Source organism: Mycobacterium hackensackense, assembly GCF_025822555.1.
GTDB lineage: Bacteria > Actinomycetota > Actinomycetes > Mycobacteriales > Mycobacteriaceae > Mycobacterium > Mycobacterium fluoranthenivorans.
The window spans coordinates 1,772,090-1,788,661 of the sequence record NZ_JACKUC010000030.1 but is presented as its reverse complement, the minus strand read 5'-3'; the positions used below and the strand labels follow the sequence as shown (position 1 = coordinate 1,788,661).

The window sequence follows — 16,572 nt, the reverse complement described above, 5'->3', positions numbered from 1 at the left end:
CGCCGTCGCGCACCTAGACTCGGCCTGGTGCGCGAGGTTCTCGACGAGCTGATGACGATATGGCGGGCGGGCGGCACCGCCGGTCTGGCCACCGTCGTGCGCACGATCAGGTCGGCACCCCGGCCGGCCGGGGCCGCCCTGGTGGTCGATCCCGACGGCGCCGTGGCGGGCTCGGTCTCCGGCGGCTGCGTCGAGGGTGCGGTCTACGAGCTGGCGACCGATGTGGTCACCACCGGCAGGCCCGAGCTGCAGCGCTACGGAATCAGCGATGACGACGCCTTCGCCGTCGGCCTGACATGCGGCGGAATTCTCGATGTCTTCGTGGAGCCGGTGTCACAGAAGACTTTTCCGCAACTGGACGAGGTGGCCGACGCCATCGGTGCACACCATCCGATCGCGGTGGCCACGGTGATCGCCCACCCGGACCCGTCCTGGCTGGGCCGCAGGCTCATCGTCGACTCCGAGCGCTGCACCGGATCACTGGGATCCGCACGCGCCGATGCCGCCGTCGCCGACGACGCCCGCGGTCTGCTGCTGGCCGGGAGCACCTCGGTGCTGTCGTACGGGCCCGACGGGCAACGCGTGGACGAAAGCTCCGGCGAGACCGATACCGGCATGGAGGTGTTCGTCGCCAGTTACGCGCCGCGGCCCCGCATGCTGATCATCGGTGCCATCGACTTCGCTGCCGCGCTGTCTCAGCAGGCAACCTTCCTCGGCTACCGAGTGACCGTCTGCGATGCCCGGCCGGTGTTCGCCACACCGGCGAGGTTCCCGTCCGCCGACGAGGTGGTCGTCGATTGGCCCGATCGCTATCTGCGTGGCCAGCAGGATCTCGGTGCGATCGACGGCCGCACCGCTATCTGCGTGCTGACCCACGATCCCAAGTTCGATGTGCCCGCACTCGAGGTCGCCCTTCGCCTGCCTGCGGTCGGCTACGTCGGGGCCATGGGCTCGCGGCGCACTCATCTCGACCGTCTCGACCGGTTGACCGCCGCCGGACTCACCGACACGGATCTGGTCCGGTTGTCCAGCCCCATCGGCCTGGATCTGGGCGCCCGCACGCCCGAGGAGACGGCGGTGTCGATCGTCGCCGAGATCATCGCCCGACGCTGGGGCGGGGGCGGCCGCCCGCTGGCCGCCGTCGACGGGCGAATCCATCACGAGCTGGTCGAACGCCCCTCGGTCACCAGCGCCGACGGCGCGGGATGATCAGTCGACGACGCCGCGTAACGCAGCCTCGCCGAACACCGGGCCCAGCATCGAGGACATGTCCGGCCCACGGCGCAGGCAGTGACCGCCGTCGACATTGATCAGCTGACCGGTGATCCACGCGGCGGCGTCGCTGAGCAGGAAGATCGCCGCGTTGGCGACGTCGGAGACCTCGCCGGGCCGCGGCAGTGGCGTGCAACTGGCGTAGTCGGCGCTGATCTCCGGTGACTCCAGGATCGGCGCCACCATCTCGGTCTTGATCAACCCGGGGCGAATGCCGTTCACCCGCACCCACGACGGGCCGAGCTCGTCGGCGGCCAGTTGGAGCAGATGGTCGAGCGCGGCCTTGCTCGGTCCGTAGGCGGCGAACCATCGGTGGGTGTTGCTCGACGCGATGGACGAGATACCGACGAACGATCCGCCGCCGCCGCGCACCATCGCGCGGGCGCTGTGCTTGAGCACGTACATGGTGCCGTTGACGTTGAGGTCGACGGTTTGGCGCCACAGCTCGGAATCCACCTGAGTCAGTGGGCCGATCGTCAACGATCCGCCCGCACAGTGCACGACACCGTGCAGGTGTCCGTTCCAGGCCTCGGCGGCGTCGACGACGCCGGCCACCTCGTCCTCGTCGGTGACATCGGCAGGCTCGTAACGGACGCGCCCGGATGCACCGGCGGCCTCGATCTCGTCGACCGCCGCCGAGAGGCGATCCGCGTTGCGGCCCACCAGCATTGCGTTACCACCGCTGGCGACCACCGCCGCCGCGACGCCCTTGCCGATACCACTGCCACCGCCGGTCACCAGTACCGTCCGACCCGCCAAGGAGAGCTGCACCGCGATCCCTTCGACACCAAAACTGCAACACGTTCTCGCCATAGAACCACGCCGCACCACCGGCGCACAGGAATTCGCCGTCCAGCACTCACGCAGCGATCGTCCAGACCTTTCCCAGAATTGGCACTGGCGCACCAGTATTCACGCTCTCGCCAGGGTTTTTCGCCTCCGTCAGCGTATTCTGGCCCCCAGGAGTCACATCCCTCCGGACTGGATCAGCCCGATAGATCCGGCCGGCACATCACAGAAAGCGTGACGCTCATGGCGACCTTCGCGTTCCCTGCCCGACGAATGATCCTTGCCGGCGGATTCGCCGCAGCGGTCATCGCGGCCCCTGCCCTCGCGGCGTTCGCCGTCGAGGCACCCGCACCGGGCCCCGCCCTTGCGTCGTGCCCGTCGGGTGAATCCGAGGACACGTTCACCGGCGCGTGCACTCCGGAACTGGTGCCCAACTCCCCCGAGTTCGGTAGCACCTCGACGGGTGGCGGTGGCCTCCCGTCCGTGGACGGCATCCCCTGCACCGGCGGCAACTCCGGTCAGTGCATCGGCCTGTCCGAGGACCAGCCGCAGTTCGTCGAGCCGCACACCAGCGTGAGCTCCAGCCCCTAGCGCGATCGTGTCGCGACAGCCGGGGCGCCCTGCGGGCGTCCCGGCTGTTTTCTTGCGCCCGCGCGGTCCACCCCGCGAGGACCTGCGCAGATTCCGGCTCCCAGACAACTCATGGAACTCATGCAGATTCCTCTCAGCTTCCTTAGACTCGGTCCGACGTGTCGGTCAATAACTACAGAAAGCGTGACGATGGCGAGCTTTGAGTTATTCGTTCCACGACTGGCCCTTGCCGGCGGATTCGTGGTCGCAGCGGCCGCCGCCCCGGTGGTCGCCCTCCTCACCACGGTCGGCCCCGCCGGCACCACGGTCTCGGCCTGCCCATCCGGCGAAGAAGAAGACCTCTACACCAGCGAGTGCCTGCCGCACACCGTGCCCAATTCGCCGGCGTCGCCGTTCAGTTCCATTCCCGGCAACCCCGACCTGCCCGCCATCAACGGCATCCCCTGCACCGGCCACAACTCGGGGCAGTGCATCGGCCTGTCCGAGGACGCGACGCAGTTCCAACAGCCGCAGACCAGCGTCAGCTCAAGCCCGTAACCATCCGAAGTAGCGCCTGGTGACCTCGCGTTTCGCGGGGTCGCCTAGAGTGGGTAGATGCCTGCAAAATCTGAGACCGCCGAAATCGGCGAAGTCGAGCCGGTCGCCGACGACACCGCCAGCCAGGCCCGTCGAGTGGTGGCCGCTTACGCGACCGACGCCGACGAATGTCGGACCTTCCTTTCCATGCTTGGTATCGGTCCGGCGAAGCAAGAGGCCTAGGTGGCGCCCGGAGACGGGAAATTGACCGACTCCGTCCCCGCCGAGGGCGCCTCCGACTTCGTCGTGGTCGCCAATCGGCTGCCGATCGACCAGGTACGCCTGCCCGACGGCACCACCACGTGGAAGCGCAGCCCAGGCGGTCTGGTGACCGCACTGGAGCCGCTGCTCCGCAAACAGCGCGGCGCCTGGATCGGGTGGCCGGGCGTACCCGACAGCGACCAGGAGCCCATCGTCCAGGAGGGCCTGAAGCTCTTCCCGGTGCGGCTGTCCGCCGAGGATGTCGCCGAGTACTACGAGGGTTTCTCCAACGCCACGTTGTGGCCGCTCTATCACGACGTCATCGTCAAACCCATCTATCGGCGCGAATGGTGGGAGCGGTATGTCGATGTGAACCGGCGCTTCGCCGAAGCCACATCCAAAGCCGCGGCACCGGGAGCGACCGTCTGGGTGCAGGACTACCAGCTGCAGCTGGTGCCGAAGATGCTGCGCATGCTGCGGCCCGACCTCACCATCGGGTTCTTCCTGCACATCCCCTTCCCGCCGGTCGAGCTGTTCATGCAGATGCCCTGGCGCACCGAGATCATCGACGGCCTCCTGGGCGCCGACTTGGTGGGCTTCCACCTTCCCGGCGGGGCACAGAACTTCCTCATCCTGGCCCGCCGGCTGGTGGGGGCGAACACCTCGCGCGCGACGGTGGGCGTACGGTCCCGGTTCGGTGAGGTCCAGGTCGGTTTCCGCACCGTGAAGGTCGGTGCGTTCCCGATCTCCATCGACTCGGCCGAGCTGGACAGCAAAGCGCGCGAACGGTCGATCAGGCAGCGCGCCAAGGAAATTCGCGCCGAACTCGGCAATCCGCGCAAGATCATGCTCGGCGTCGACCGATTGGATTACACCAAGGGCATCGACGTCCGGCTCAAGGCGTTCTCCGCGTTGCTCGCCGAGAAGCGTGCCGACCGCACCGACACCGTGCTGGTGCAGCTGGCCACCCCCAGCCGGGAACGCGTGGAGAGCTACATCGAGATGCGCGAGGACATCGAACGCCAGGTCGGCCACATCAACGGCGAGTACGGCGAGGTCGGCCGGCCCGTGGTGCACTACCTGCACCGCCCGATCCCCCGCGATGACCTCATCGCCTTCTTCGTCGCCGCCGACATCATGCTCGTCACCCCGTTGCGTGACGGCATGAACCTCGTCGCCAAGGAGTACGTGGCCTGCCGCAGCGACCTGGGTGGAGCGCTGGTGCTGTCCGAATTCACCGGCGCCGCAGCGGAACTCCGCCAGGCCTACCTGTGCAATCCGCACCACACCGACGGGGTGAAGGAAGCCATCGAGCAAGCGCTGACCCAGTCACCGGAAGAGGGCAAGCGACGGATGCGGGCCATGCGCCGCCAGGTGCTCGCCCATGACGTGGACCGCTGGGCCCGTTCGTTCCTGGACGCGCTGGCCGGGGCGCGCGACAGCTGACCCGTTCTACACCGGCTGGATGTACTTGATCAGCCACCTGCCGTCGATTTTCTGGTAATCGACGCGAAGCCGGCTGCCGTCGTAGACGGGCTGCTTGGACTTGTCGGTGACGGTGCGGTTCATGAACACCAGCACCGAGGCGGAATCCCGTTGCGCGCTCAGCATTCCCGCGCCGACGACATGCGCCTGGCTGACCACCTGGCGGTCGCGCGCCTGGGGGATGATGTCCTTTGCGGCCCGATCCTCGAACTCGCGGCGGTAGTCGGGGGTCAGCAACGTCGCCGCGTCGGTCAGGCTGCGCTCCACCGTCTGATAGTCGTAACCGAAGATCTTGGGGATCTCGTCGGTCGCCTGCGACGGCAGGTCTGCGCTGGCCTCCTGCACGGCGCGGGTCTGCACCCGGTCCCAGTAGAGAGCTCCGCCCACCGCGGACAGCCCGACCAGGCCGATCGCGAATACCAGAACCACCAGGGTAATGAGCTTGCCGCGCATCAGTTTCCACCCTCGGGGTACTTCAGGTCGTATCCGGTCATGTGGCCGTTGTCATCCTCGTGCACGATGACCCGCATCCGATAGGCCTGTGACGGTTTGTTGACGCCGTCGATATCGGTGACGGTGACGCGCACCGCGACCAGTACCGCGGCATTACTCCCGACGTCGTCAATCTTCTCCAACGCTGCGCCGCTGACCACGGCCTCGGAGCTGGCCTGGGTGTCACGGAAGATGGCCTTGAGGTTATCGACGTTCTTGCCCTGGCTCAGCATGTCCCGTAACGGGCCACTGGTGCCGTCGACGAACCGGTTGACGCTCTCGTCGATGGTGTTCTGGTTGTAGCTGAACATGTTCAGTACGGTCTGCTCGGCCGTGTCGACGAACCGCTGCTGTCGAGCAGTCGTCGCCTCGGCATGCCGGTACTGGGTCAGCAGCACCAACACCACCGAGACGAGCGCGACAGCGGCCAGTACCGCGGCCACCGCCGAGATGAGCAGGACCCGGCCCCGGTTGGGCTGCCGGCGCGGCAGCACCACCGTCCCGATCGGCTTCCCGGCGCGCATCGGCGCGGGAGCGCTCACCACCGCATTCGGCGTGTGCCCGGGTTCGCCACCCGCGGGGCCTGCCGCACGGGACGCGCGCCGGCGGACCGGCTTCGGCTTGTCCGCCGAAGCCTGTTCCTCAACCATCTAGACCTGCCTATACCTGCTTTGGCGCCATCATCAAATCCACCCAGTTCTCCGCGGGTGCGAACTTGTCGCTCCCGGAGGCGAACACTCCGGTGCCGCCGGACGGATCCGCGAACACACCTGTCTTCGGATCGTAGGTGGTGCTCGTGGGAGCACTGGCCTGGGGTTGGGGCGCCTCGGCCGGCAACGGTGCCGGAGGTGCGTCGGGCGCGGGCGCACCCGCCGGTGCGGGCGGTATGCGCCCATACGGCGGCACCACCTGATCCGGCGGCGCGTAGAACGTCCCGGGCGGCGCCGGCGGGTTGTCATTGGGCGGCACCGGGAGCGGGAACGGCGCGTTCGGCGCCGGACCTGGGCCCGGCTGCACGCCCGGCGGCAATTGCACCGCCGGCGGTCCCGGGTCGTAGTCCGCACCAGGGGGAATGTTCGGGAACTTGTTGGGCGGCAAGATATTGCGGCCGTCCTCCACCGGAGTCCCGTACGGCACCGGGGGCCCGCGCCACGGATTGCTTCCGATCGGCACATATCCGCGCGGGTCGCGGCACAGCTGGATGGTCGGTGCGCGCTTGCCCGGGAACTCCTGGCAGGGATAGTTACGCGCGCCGCGGACCACCGACGGATCGTTCTGCGCGGTCTTGCAGTACAGATCGTTGGGCAGCTCACGCAGGGTCGTATCGGCGGGCGAACGGATCGCGGTAGGCGGCAGGAAGCCGGTCAGACACGGCGGCGCGTCACCCAGATCGACCTTGAAGTCGAGCTTGCCGCCCTCGTCGAAGGGCAGCCCGCCGCCGACGGTGTTGAGCGCCGCGATCAGGGCCGGGAAGATCACCAGAGCCTGCTCCACGGACTTGTGGTAGATCACCCCGATCCGGCCGAAGGCGGCGAGATTGGCCGCCAGCACCGGGAAGGTCGGCCGAATGCCGGCGAAGGTGGTGTTGGCTTCGGCGACGGCACCGGGGACCGTCTGCAGCACCGAACGCAGCTGCGGGTCTGCCTTGTTCAGCTCGGTGGTGAACCGGGCCAGACCGTCGACACTCGATTTGATGTCGTCGCCGGCGCGGATCTGGGCGTCCAGGAACGGCCCGGCTTGGTCGATCAGCTGGGTGGTTTGCCCGTAGTTGGCATTGGCCTCGTCCACCAACTGACGAGAGGACTGGATGAGCCGGGACAGCTCGGGCCCGGATCCATTGAACGCCTTGAAGGTCTCTTTGAGCAGATCCTGGATGCGGCTGTCACCGACGCTGCTGACCAGGTCGTCGGCCTGCTTGAGCAGACCGGCGATGTCCTGACCGATCGCCGTGTGCGCGACGCCGATATTGGAACCATCCCGCAACAGCGCCTTGGCGGGCGCCTCGCCGTTGCCGGGCGGAACCAGGTCGATGTACTGCTCGCCGACCGCCGACACGCTCTTGACCGTCGCGGTCACGTTCTCCGGGACGCTGGTGTCGGTGTTGAGCCGCATGTGGGCGATGACGCCGTCATTGGTCAACCCGACCGACTCCACCCGGCCGATCGTGACGCCGCGGTAGGTGACGTTGGCGTTCTCGTACAGACCACCGCCGGCCACGAAGTTCGCGGTGATGTTGTAGGTGCCGATACCCAGTGCGGCAGGCACATGCAGATAGAACGCCGAGATCGCGGTGACGGTGAGCACGGTGACGATCGCGAAGATCGACAGTTGGAGTCGAGTCAGCCGGTCCAGCATTACGGCGTACCTCCGTGCTGCGTGGCGGTACCCGGCGGGATCTTGAACGGATCCGCCGCCTGGCCGGACAGATTGGCCAGCGCCCCGGTCAGGAAGTCCGGCGGGTTGATCACCTCGTTCAGATGCTTCATGTTCGGGTCGAAGAACGACGTGGTGAACATCGATTCGCCGAACCGCCGCACGGTGAGGTCGAACGTCACGAACACGTTCAGATAGTCACCGCGGACCGCGTTACGCAGGTACTTGTAGTGGAACGGGAAGGTCGGCAGCAGCTCCAGATCCGTGATCACATCGTCGGCACTGTCATTCAACCCCTTGATGACCGGAAAAAGATCCTTGAAATCAGCGGCGAAATCGGTCTTGGTCTCGGACAGCACGCGGGCACCCACATCGGCGAACTTCCGCAAAGCGGTGAAGGCATCGACGATATTGGACCGGTTGTCGTTGAGCACCTTCAGCGCATTGGGCAAGCTGTCCAGCGTGCGGCCCAGGTTGTCCTTGCTGCGCGCCAGCATCGAGGCGAACCGGTTAAGCCCCTCGGCTGCCGAGATGATGTCATTGGTCTGCTGGTCCAGTGATGCGGTCAGCTCGGCCAGCCGCGGGAACAGGTCCGCGAAGCTGCCCGCGCGGCCCGCCACCGCCGCATAGGCCTCGTCGGTGATGTCCTGCAGCGCACCGAGATTGCCCTTGTTGACCACCACGCCCAGCGAGGACAGCACTTCCTCGGTGGTTGGGTACCGGCCGATGCTGCCGAGCGGGATGTTCGACCCCTGTTTCAGCTCGCCGACACCCTTGCCCTCCGGGGCGGTCAGCTGCACATGCTGCGAGCCCAACAGGGAGGTCTGTGCCACCGTGGCCGTCGAGTTGGCCGGCAGGTTGACATCGCCGTCCAGCGAGAGCTTCACCGCGGCGAAAAAGGTGCCGTCCGGGCGCTGCACGGCCTCGATACCGGACACGCTGCCGACGGTGACGTCATCCACCATCACCGGTGAGTTCTGCGGCAACGTCGCGACATCGGGCAGCTCGACGGTGATCGTGTAAGACCCGGAACCGTGCCCCGCGGTGCCCGGCATGTCCAGCGAGTTCAGCCCGCCGAACTGGCAACCGGCCAGCAACAGCGCACCGGACCCGAGTGCGATACCCCGCACAATCATCGGCGTCATCCCCCTGCTCCTTCCGCTGGGAGCGGTATTGCCGGTGCCGCAGCCGGTGCGGCGGGACCGGGAAGCGGACCCGCACCCATCGGCGGTGCCGGCGGAACCGGGCCGGCCGGTGAGATCTGACCGGTGACCGCCGGCGGCGGCAGGATCAGATCGCTGAGGTTGCCGTCCCGACCGACCGTAGGCGGGGTGACGCCGGGCGCAGGCTGCCACTGCAGATACGACACCGGCGTCTGGGCCTTGGCCTCGGTCGCGGGCGTGTCATAGATGATCTGGCCCTTGTACGCGGTGATGCTGTCGATCGGGTGGAACAGCACCGGCGGGTAGTTCATCGCGATGCGCTTGAATACCGGCCCCATCCGCTGACGGCACAGCTCGGCGCGCTTGTAGTTGTCCGGGGAGGCACCCACGTCGAAGGTGCCGCCACAGATGAACTGCACCGGGTTGGCGAAGTTGGGCAGGGACAACAGGCCGCCGACGGTGCCCTGGGCGGGGTTGTAGATGTTGTAGAAGTTGGCCAGACCATTGGGCGTGATGTGCAGGATCTGCTCGATGTCATCGCTGTGGTCGTTGAGGATCTGGGTGAAGTCGGCCAGTTTGCTCACCGAGTCGATCAGCGATTTGTTCGAATCATGCAGCAGCCCTTTGACATCCCCGAGGGCCTGGTTCAGCGCGCCGAGCGTGGTATCCAGATCTGCCGAACTGGCGGCCAGCACCTGCGACACCGAAGCGACATGGCTGGTGAACTGCACGATCTGCTCGTTGCTGTTGGACAACGCGTTCACCAGCACCTGCAGGTTGCGGATGGTGCCGAACAGGTCGGTCCGCGAGTCGCCGAGCCGGCCGGCGGTCTGCGACAGTTCACGCAGGGCCTGACGGAACGAATCGCCGTTGCCGTCGAAGGTGTCGGCGGCCTGGTTGACCGCGGCCACCAGCGGTCCCTGCACACCGCCCTGTTTGGGACCCAACTGGGCGGACAGCTGAGTGAGCTGCTCTTTGACCTCGTCCCACTCGACGGGGACGCCGGTGCGATCGAGCCCGATCTGGGCGTTGTCGGCGAGCGCATCGCCGCCGGTGTAGGCGGGGGTGAGCTGAATGAACCTGGCGGACACCAGGTTCGGCGCGATGATCAGGGCACGCGCATCGGCCGGCACCTTGATGCCGTCATCCAGCGTCATGGTGATCTTCACATCGGTGGCGCGCGGCTCGATCGAGTCGATGCGGCCGATCGGCACCCCCACCACCCGGACTTCGTCACCGGGATACAGCCCGACCGCCGTGGTGAAGTACGCGACGACCTTCTGCCCACCGCGGTTGGGCCAGACCACGTACACACCGACGGCGAGCAGAGCCACCAGCAGTACTGCCAAGCCGCCGCGCAGCCACTTTGCACGGGTCGATGTCGATTCAGGCGCGGTCATGGTGACTTGGGCCTCACGATCAGGCGTTCGGAGATGTACCCACGCAACATGTCGGCGAGGCTGTCAGGCAGCTTGCCGGGCTGGAAGTAGGTGTCCAGCAGGACCTCGGACATGGTGGCCGGGGGCAGGCCATAGAGGTTGATGTTGAAGCCGGGACCGTTGCCGACCACCTCGCCGAGTGCGGTGGCAAAACCGGGCAGTCGCTTGAGCGCCTCGCCGATATGCTCCCGCCGCTCCAGCAGGTTGGCCATCACCGCGTTGAGCCGCTGCAGCAACGGCTCAAACTCGCGCTTGTTGTCCGCGACGAACCCCGAAAGTTGATGGGAGACATCGTCGATACCGGCGATCAGGGTGTTCAGGGCCTGGCGCCGCTCGTCCAGGGCCGCGAACAACAGGTTGCCATCGGTGACCAGCTTGTTCACCTGGTCCGCGCGCTGCGCCAACGTGTCGGACACGTTCTTGGCATGCCGCAGCAGCTCTTCGAGAGCCTCATCGCGTTTGTTCAGGCTCCGGCTCAGGCTCGCCACCCCGTCCAGGGCACCGCGCAATTGCGGAGTCGCGTCGTGCAGCGTGTCGGTCAACGTCTGCAGCGCCTGTTCGAACTTCGGCTTGTCGAGAGCGCTGACATTGCCACCGAGATCCTGCAGCGCAGTGTTCAACGTGTAGGGAGTCGTGGTGCGCCCCACCGGGATCACCGTCGAATCACCGCCGCCTTTGGGCGTCACCGACAGCGACTTCTGGCCGAGCACGGTATCGGTCTTGATCGCCACCAGAGTCTGGTTGCCGACCTTGATGTTCCGGTCCACGGTGAACCCGACCTTGGCCTGGTCACCGGCCAGCGCCACCGAGGTGACCTTGCCGACCTTGATACCGGACACCGCCACGTCGTTGCCGGGCGAGATTCCACCGGCATCGGTGAAATAGGCCTCGTAATTGCGGCCCTGCGGCCACCACGGCAGGCCGGTGTACCCGAAGGAGATCAGCACCAGGCACGCCACCACGAAAATACCGAGGATGCCGGTCCGTAAGGGGTTGTCACCCTTGGGGCTAGCCATTCGGTGAGCACCTCCCCTTGGTCGGGTCCGGTGGGCCACCGAACGGGATCAGGATGTCGCTGCCGGCCGGCCCGTTGATCTTCATCCGGATGGAGCAGTAGTAGATGTTGAAGAACGAGCCGTACGCGCCCAGTGCGTTGAGGCGTAGGTAGTTCTCGGCGAGCGGCTCGATGACCTTGTTGATATCGGCCTTCCGCTCGTCTGCACGCTGCAGGAACGGCCTGGCGTTCTCGATGACACCCTGCAGGGGACGCCGTGACGCCTGCAGCATCTCGGTCAAGTCGTTCTCGGCCGAGGCCAACGGCCCGATCGCCCCGGCGATCGGATCGCGGCCGTCGGCGAGTCCGGAGATGAGCTTCTGAAGTTCGTCGACGCTGGCGTTGAACTGGGTGCCCTTCGCATCGACGGTTCCCAGCACGGTGTTGAGATTGTTGATCACGTCGCCGATGAGCTGGTCCCGGTTGGCCAGGTTCTGGCTGAACGAACTGGTGTTGGCCAGCAGACTCTGGATGGCACCGCCCTGGCCCTGCAGCAGTTCCAGGACGGCACTGCTGATCTCGTTGACCTTCGTCCCGTCGAGACCCTTGAGCACCGGCTTGAGCCCGCCCAGCAGCGCGTCCAGATCCAGGGCCGGCTGGGTGTTCTCGCGCGCAATCGTGCTTCCGGGCGGGAGCTTGCGCAGTTCGCCCGGACCCGAGGTGATCTCCAGATAGCGGTCACCGACCAGGTTTTCGTAGCGCACCACTGCCCTGGTCGAGGTGTACAGCTGGTAGCGCTTGTTGACGTCGAACGCCACGTCGACGCTGTTGTCCGGATTGAGCTTCACCGCGTTGACGGTGCCCACCGGCACACCGGAGATACGCACGTCCTGGCCCGCCTTGAGCCGGGAGGCCTCGGAGAAGTTCGCGTGGTAGGAGGTGCTGGAGGCGAACCGGAACTGACCGAACACCACCACCAGCCCCGCGGCGACCAGGACCATCGCCACGGTGAACACCACGACGTTGATCAGCGTGCGTCTCTGGCTACCCATCAGCAGCCCATGTTCTTAAGCATCGGCTCTTCGCGCAGGCGCTCATCGCGGCGCAACCTGATCATCAGAAATCATCCCGTTCGGCGTACGCGCCGTTGAACAGGAACTGCAACGTCGACGGCGCATTGAACTGCACTTCGGTGTTCGGCTGGAACGGCACGTAGGCGTTGTCGGTCACCAGGAACGGCGAGTGGTACCAGCTGCCACCGAACTGCTTGCTGGGCACATCGGGCAATCCGCGGCAGTTCGGACCACCGGAGGCATTCACCAGCGGCAGGCTCTCCGGGAAGGTGTAGGCCGGGGCGCCGGGCAGGAAGTTCGACGCCACAAACAGACCGGGGCGGATACCGCCGATGACCGGAGCGAAGGTGTCAAGCGCCTTCTTGACGCCCTTGAACAGGCAGCCGAATTCGGGTGAGTAGTCGGCAGACACCTTGGCCAGCGCCCGCAATCGCTTGATCGCTGCGATGTAGTCGTCGGCAGCCGGCGCCAGTGTCGCGGTGCCGTTCTCGGCGAATCCGGTGGCGGCCAACAGTGCGGCGTTGAGGTTGTCCTGCTCGTCGACGATGGTCTTGGACAGCTTGGGCGCGTTGTCCAGGACGGTGGCCAGGTCGGCGCCGGCGTCGCCGTAGATATTGGCGACCACGCCGGCCTTGGCGATATCGGACTGCAGGGTCGGCAACTTCGGATTGAGCTGCGCCAGATACGAGTTGAGCCCGGCCATGGTGGCGCCCAGGTCATCACCGTGACCGCGTAGACCTTCGCCCAGGGCGGTCAGCGTGGCGTTCAGGTTGATCGGGTCGATCTTGTGCAGCAGGTCGGTCAGGGTCTGGAACAGTGTGTTGACTTCCAGCTGCACACTGCTGGCCTCGATGTTCGCACCCGGCTGCAATGTCGTCTTCTTCGGATCCTGCGGGGGCAGGAATTCGACCGACTTGGCACCGAAAACCGTTGTCCCGCCGATCTTCACCAACGCGTTGGACGGGATGAAACGCATCTGGTTGCGGTCGATGTCCAGGGTCAGCTTGGCCTGCTCGCCGGTGAAGGCGATATTGGTGACCTTGCCGATCTGAATGCCGCGGTACTTGACCTTCGCGTCGGTCTCCATCACCAGGCCGGCCCGCTGTGACGTCACGGTGACGGTGTCGGTCTTGGTGAAGGCGGCGGTGTAGGAGAGATAGGTGAACACCACCGCGGCGACCACGATCGCGGCGAGGATCGCAGCGGCGATCCTGACATGACTGCGCTTGGCACTTCCGGAGGACACTGGCGGCCTACCCGGAGAGGTTGAAGTTGCCGGACGCGCCGTAGACGGCGAGTGAGATGAACAGGGTGATGGTCACGACGACGATCAGTGACGTGCGCACGGCTTGGCCCACCGCGATACCCACACCCACCGGACCACCGGAGGCGTTGTACCCGTAGTACGTGTGCACCAGCATCACGGCGATCGACATGACGATCGCCTGCAGGAACGACCACAGCAGGTCAGTGGGAATCAGGAACGTGTTGAAGTAGTGGTCGTACAGACCCGCGGACTGACCGTTGATGAACACCGTGGTGAACCGTGCGGCGAAGAACGCGGCCAGCACCGACAGTGAGTACAACGGGATGATGGCGATGAGTCCGGCGATCAACCGGGTGGACACCAGATACGAGACGGCATGCACCGCCATGGCTTCCACCGCGTCGATCTCCTCGGCGACACGCATCGCGCCGAGTTGCGCGGTGGTTCCGGCGCCGATCGTGGCGGCCAAGGCGATACCGGCGATCACCGGCGCCACGATGCGCACATTCAGGAAGGCCGACAGGAAGCCGGTGAGGGCCTCGATACCGATATTGCCCAGCGACGAGTAACCCTGCACGGCGATGACGCCGCCGGAGGCCAGGGTCAGGAACGCCGCGACGCCGACGGTGCCGCCGATCATCACCAGAGCGCCTGCGCCCATGGTCATCTCGGCGACCAGCCGGATGGTCTCTTTGCGGTAGCGGGTCAGTGCGTTGGGGATGTAACGCATCGTCTCGCCGTAGAACAACGCCTGCTCGCCGATGTTGTCGACCGCTCTGGGCACGCCGCGGAAGAACCGGCGCACGCGCAAGGTCACGTCATAACTCATCGGCGTTGTCTCTTCTTCGCGCAAGCGCTCATCAGTGGGCCCTCACCGCTCCAGGACCCGCACGCCGACAGCGGTCAGGATGACATTGATGACGAAGAGGCAGATGAAGGCGTAGACGACCGTCTCGTTGACGGCGATGCCCACGCCCTTGGGTCCGCCCTGCACGGTGAGCCCGCGATAGCAGCCGACCAGACCGGCCATCAGACCGAACAGGACGGCCTTGAACATGGCGAGCACCAACTCACCCAATCCGGTCAGAATTGTCAGGCCGTTGATGAAGGCTCCGGGATTCACGCCCTGCAGGAATACCGAGAAGACGTATCCACCCGCGAGGCCGATCGCGCAGACCAGACCGTTGAGCAGCAAGGCCACGAAGGTGGAGGCCAGCACCCGCGGGACCACCAGCCGCTGGATCGGATCGATACCGAGCACTCGCATCGCGTCGATCTCTTCACGGATGGTGCGCGCACCCAGGTCTGCGCAGATCGCGGTCGCGCCGGCACCGGCGACGACAAGCACCGTCACCACCGGGCCGAGCTGCGTGATGGTGCCGAACGCCGTGCCGGCTCCGGACAGATCGGCCGCGCCGATCTCACGCAGCAGGATGTTAAGCGTGAAGGCCACCAGCACGGTGAACGGGATGGATACCAACAACGTCGGGACGAGCGAGACGCGAGCGATCATCCAGGTCTGGTCGAGGAACTCGCGGAACTGAAACGGCCGCTGCCACATCTTGACGAAGGTGTCGATGGTCATCTCGAAGAATCCACCCACGGCCCGCGCCGGAGCCGCAAGCTGTTCGATCAACCTCGGCTCCGTTCTCGGTGGGGGGCGAGAAACACCCGCGTTGGCGAAGAGCCCGAATATAACGGGAATCTGTTCGCTCCGGCGGCCTTTCCACCCCTGGTCTACACGCTTGGCTTAGCGAGCGGGCTCATAGTAACTAGAACACGTTCACAGTGTCAAAGAACCGCAATCTTCACCAAAACTTCTTATTTACGCAGGTCAAGCACGGTGTGACCGAGATCATTTTAGAACGTGTTCTAATCCTCACAGGCCCCACGAGTATGGTGTTCTCAAATTCAAGAACCCATTAGCGCAGTTGCCGAGAATCCCGTTTCCGGATCCCTCTCAGCAAAGAAACCACCGAGCGCCGAGCTCAGCGCGGCCGGGTCCCAGGCATCACCGTCGGCCTGGAAGCGCTGCGCGACCGTCGGCGCGGCCACCAACGTGACCGTCGGGCCGTAGACGATGAACAGCTGTCCGTTCACCGCATCGGACGCCGGTGAGGACAGATAGGTCACCAGCGTCACCACGTGCTCGGGCGACAGCGCGTCGACCTGACCGTCGGACAGCTCGGGAGCATCGCCGAACACATCGGCGGTCATCGCCGTGCGGGCCCGCGGCGCGATGGCGTTGGCCCGCACACCGTAGCGACCCAGGCCGCGCGCAGCGGTGAGCGTCAGCGCCGTGATGCCGGCCTTGGCGGCCCCGTAGTTGGCCTGTCCCACCGGGCCCGCCAGCCCGGCCTCTGACGAGGTGTTGATGATCCGCCCGTACACCCGGCCGTCCGCCGAGTCCTTGGCCTTGGCCCGCCAGTAGGTGGCCGCGTTCCGGGTCAGCAGGAAGTGTCCGCGCAGGTGCACGGCGATCACCGCGTCCCAGTCCTCGTCGGACATGTTGAACAGCATCTTGTCCCGGGTGATACCGGCGTTGTTCACGACGATGCTCAAGCCGCCGAGGCCGTCCGCGGTCGACACCAGTTCGTCGGCGGTGCTGCGGGCGCTGATGTCACCGGCAACGGCCACGCCCTTGGCGCCGGCCGCGGCGATCTCGTCGAGCACATCCGATTTGTCCAGAGCGGCGGCGATGTCGTTGACCACGACGGTGGCGCCCGCACGGGCCAGACCCACGGCTTCCGCGCGGCCCAGACCGGCCGCGGCACCGGTCACGACGGCGACCTTTCCGGACAGGTCGAGCGCGGCGGTGTTGTCAGCGGATATCGAAGATGTTTCGGCCAATTTATGA

17 protein-coding genes are annotated in these 16,572 nt (G+C 66.0%); 5 read left to right on the top strand and 12 right to left on the bottom strand.

The genetic code is table 11. The annotated features are described in order from the left end of the window. The first annotated feature begins 27 nt into the window (after positions 1-27). Positions 28-1,209 (top strand): XdhC family protein, encoded by a 1,182-nt coding sequence (locus H7J86_RS18075; RefSeq protein WP_267292437.1) that lies wholly within the window; start codon positions 28-30, stop codon positions 1,207-1,209. Here the strand turns inward: H7J86_RS18075 and H7J86_RS18070 are convergent, their stop codons facing one another. Continuing rightward, on the bottom strand, positions 1,210-2,043 hold the full coding sequence (locus tag H7J86_RS18070) for an SDR family oxidoreductase (RefSeq protein WP_267292435.1): 834 nt from the start codon (positions 2,041-2,043) through the stop codon (positions 1,210-1,212). Positions 2,044-2,304: 261 nt separating this feature from the next. On the opposite strand from H7J86_RS18070, the gene H7J86_RS18065 reads away from it, so the two are divergent. The 4 genes from H7J86_RS18065 to H7J86_RS18050 all read left to right on the top strand — a co-directional run bounded on the left by H7J86_RS18065 (position 2,305) and on the right by H7J86_RS18050 (position 4,875). Further along, positions 2,305-2,652, top strand: a complete 348-nt coding sequence (locus H7J86_RS18065; protein ID WP_090355018.1) for an intersectin-EH binding protein Ibp1 — start codon at positions 2,305-2,307, stop codon at positions 2,650-2,652. 189 nt (positions 2,653-2,841) lie between these two features. After that, entirely contained in the window at positions 2,842-3,189 is a 348-nt protein-coding gene (locus H7J86_RS18060; protein WP_090354371.1) for an intersectin-EH binding protein Ibp1, read from the top strand. Positions 3,190-3,246: 57 nt separating this feature from the next. Beyond that, on the top strand, positions 3,247-3,411 hold the full coding sequence (locus tag H7J86_RS18055; RefSeq protein WP_090354369.1) for a hypothetical protein: 165 nt from the start codon (positions 3,247-3,249) through the stop codon (positions 3,409-3,411). Continuing rightward, positions 3,412-4,875 (top strand): alpha,alpha-trehalose-phosphate synthase (UDP-forming), encoded by a 1,464-nt coding sequence (locus H7J86_RS18050; RefSeq protein ID WP_090354368.1) that lies wholly within the window; start codon positions 3,412-3,414, stop codon positions 4,873-4,875. Between the two features lie 6 nt (positions 4,876-4,881). Here the strand turns inward: H7J86_RS18050 and H7J86_RS18045 are convergent, their stop codons facing one another. The 11 genes from H7J86_RS18045 to H7J86_RS17995 all read right to left on the bottom strand — a co-directional run bounded on the left by H7J86_RS18045 (position 4,882) and on the right by H7J86_RS17995 (position 16,565). Then, a complete protein-coding gene (locus H7J86_RS18045; RefSeq protein WP_267292433.1) occupies positions 4,882-5,367 on the bottom strand; it encodes an Rv1363c family protein in 486 nt (161 codons plus the stop codon). Further along, the gene (locus H7J86_RS18040; protein ID WP_267292431.1) at positions 5,367-6,056 is read right to left on the bottom strand and encodes an Rv1363c family protein; all 690 of its coding nucleotides are present in this window, start codon (positions 6,054-6,056) and stop codon (positions 5,367-5,369) included. Before H7J86_RS18040 ends, H7J86_RS18045 begins: the two co-directional genes overlap by 1 nt. Positions 6,057-6,066: 10 nt before the next feature. Further along, positions 6,067-7,761, bottom strand: a complete 1,695-nt coding sequence (locus tag H7J86_RS18035; protein ID WP_267292429.1) for an MCE family protein — start codon at positions 7,759-7,761, stop codon at positions 6,067-6,069. Continuing rightward, complete coding sequence (locus H7J86_RS18030; protein WP_372517290.1) at positions 7,761-8,924, bottom strand: MCE family protein; 1,164 nt, start codon at positions 8,922-8,924, stop codon at positions 7,761-7,763. Before H7J86_RS18030 ends, H7J86_RS18035 begins: the two co-directional genes overlap by 1 nt. Further along, the gene (locus H7J86_RS18025; RefSeq protein ID WP_090354362.1) at positions 8,921-10,342 is read right to left on the bottom strand and encodes an MCE family protein; all 1,422 of its coding nucleotides are present in this window, start codon (positions 10,340-10,342) and stop codon (positions 8,921-8,923) included. Before H7J86_RS18025 ends, H7J86_RS18030 begins: the two co-directional genes overlap by 4 nt. Then, positions 10,339-11,397 (bottom strand): MCE family protein, encoded by a 1,059-nt coding sequence (locus tag H7J86_RS18020; protein WP_090354360.1) that lies wholly within the window; start codon positions 11,395-11,397, stop codon positions 10,339-10,341. Before H7J86_RS18020 ends, H7J86_RS18025 begins: the two co-directional genes overlap by 4 nt. Beyond that, positions 11,390-12,427 carry an MCE family protein gene (locus tag H7J86_RS18015; protein WP_090354359.1) on the bottom strand — a complete coding sequence of 346 codons (1,038 nt, stop codon included), beginning with the start codon at positions 12,425-12,427 and terminating at the stop codon, positions 11,390-11,392. Before H7J86_RS18015 ends, H7J86_RS18020 begins: the two co-directional genes overlap by 8 nt. 64 nt (positions 12,428-12,491) lie before the next feature. Further along, entirely contained in the window at positions 12,492-13,694 is a 1,203-nt protein-coding gene (locus H7J86_RS18010; protein ID WP_267292427.1) for an MCE family protein, read from the bottom strand. A 7-nt stretch (positions 13,695-13,701) separates the two neighbouring features. Next, a complete protein-coding gene (locus H7J86_RS18005; protein WP_090354356.1) occupies positions 13,702-14,544 on the bottom strand; it encodes an MlaE family ABC transporter permease in 843 nt (280 codons plus the stop codon). A 42-nt stretch (positions 14,545-14,586) separates the two neighbouring features. Then, positions 14,587-15,351, bottom strand: coding sequence for an MlaE family ABC transporter permease (locus H7J86_RS18000; protein WP_062655854.1), 765 nt, complete (start codon positions 15,349-15,351; stop codon positions 14,587-14,589). A 275-nt stretch (positions 15,352-15,626) separates the two neighbouring features. Beyond that, positions 15,627-16,565, bottom strand: a complete 939-nt coding sequence (locus tag H7J86_RS17995) for a 3-oxoacyl-ACP reductase (protein ID WP_267292425.1) — start codon at positions 16,563-16,565, stop codon at positions 15,627-15,629. Positions 16,566-16,572: the final 7 nt, after the last annotated feature.

Bases quoted from the DNA above. Each gene is read 5' to 3' on its own strand.
- H7J86_RS18020 (WP_090354360.1), bottom strand. From the start codon at position 11,397: ATGGCTAGCCCCAAGGGTGACAACCCCTTACGGACCGGCATCCTCGGT.
- H7J86_RS18005 (WP_090354356.1), bottom strand. From the start codon at position 14,544: ATGAGTTATGACGTGACCTTGCGCGTGCGCCGGTTCTTCCGCGGCGTG.
- H7J86_RS18035 (WP_267292429.1), bottom strand. From the start codon at position 7,761: ATGCTGGACCGGCTGACTCGACTCCAACTGTCGATCTTCGCGATCGTC.
- H7J86_RS18040 (WP_267292431.1), bottom strand. From the start codon at position 6,056: ATGGTTGAGGAACAGGCTTCGGCGGACAAGCCGAAGCCGGTCCGCCGG.
- H7J86_RS18015 (WP_090354359.1), bottom strand. From the start codon at position 12,427: ATGGGTAGCCAGAGACGCACGCTGATCAACGTCGTGGTGTTCACCGTG.
- H7J86_RS18055 (WP_090354369.1), top strand. From the start codon at position 3,247: ATGCCTGCAAAATCTGAGACCGCCGAAATCGGCGAAGTCGAGCCGGTC.
- H7J86_RS18025 (WP_090354362.1), bottom strand. From the start codon at position 10,342: ATGACCGCGCCTGAATCGACATCGACCCGTGCAAAGTGGCTGCGCGGC.
- H7J86_RS18065 (WP_090355018.1), top strand. From the start codon at position 2,305: ATGGCGACCTTCGCGTTCCCTGCCCGACGAATGATCCTTGCCGGCGGA.
- H7J86_RS18030 (WP_372517290.1), bottom strand. From the start codon at position 8,924: ATGACGCCGATGATTGTGCGGGGTATCGCACTCGGGTCCGGTGCGCTG.
- H7J86_RS18060 (WP_090354371.1), top strand. From the start codon at position 2,842: ATGGCGAGCTTTGAGTTATTCGTTCCACGACTGGCCCTTGCCGGCGGA.
- H7J86_RS18045 (WP_267292433.1), bottom strand. From the start codon at position 5,367: ATGCGCGGCAAGCTCATTACCCTGGTGGTTCTGGTATTCGCGATCGGC.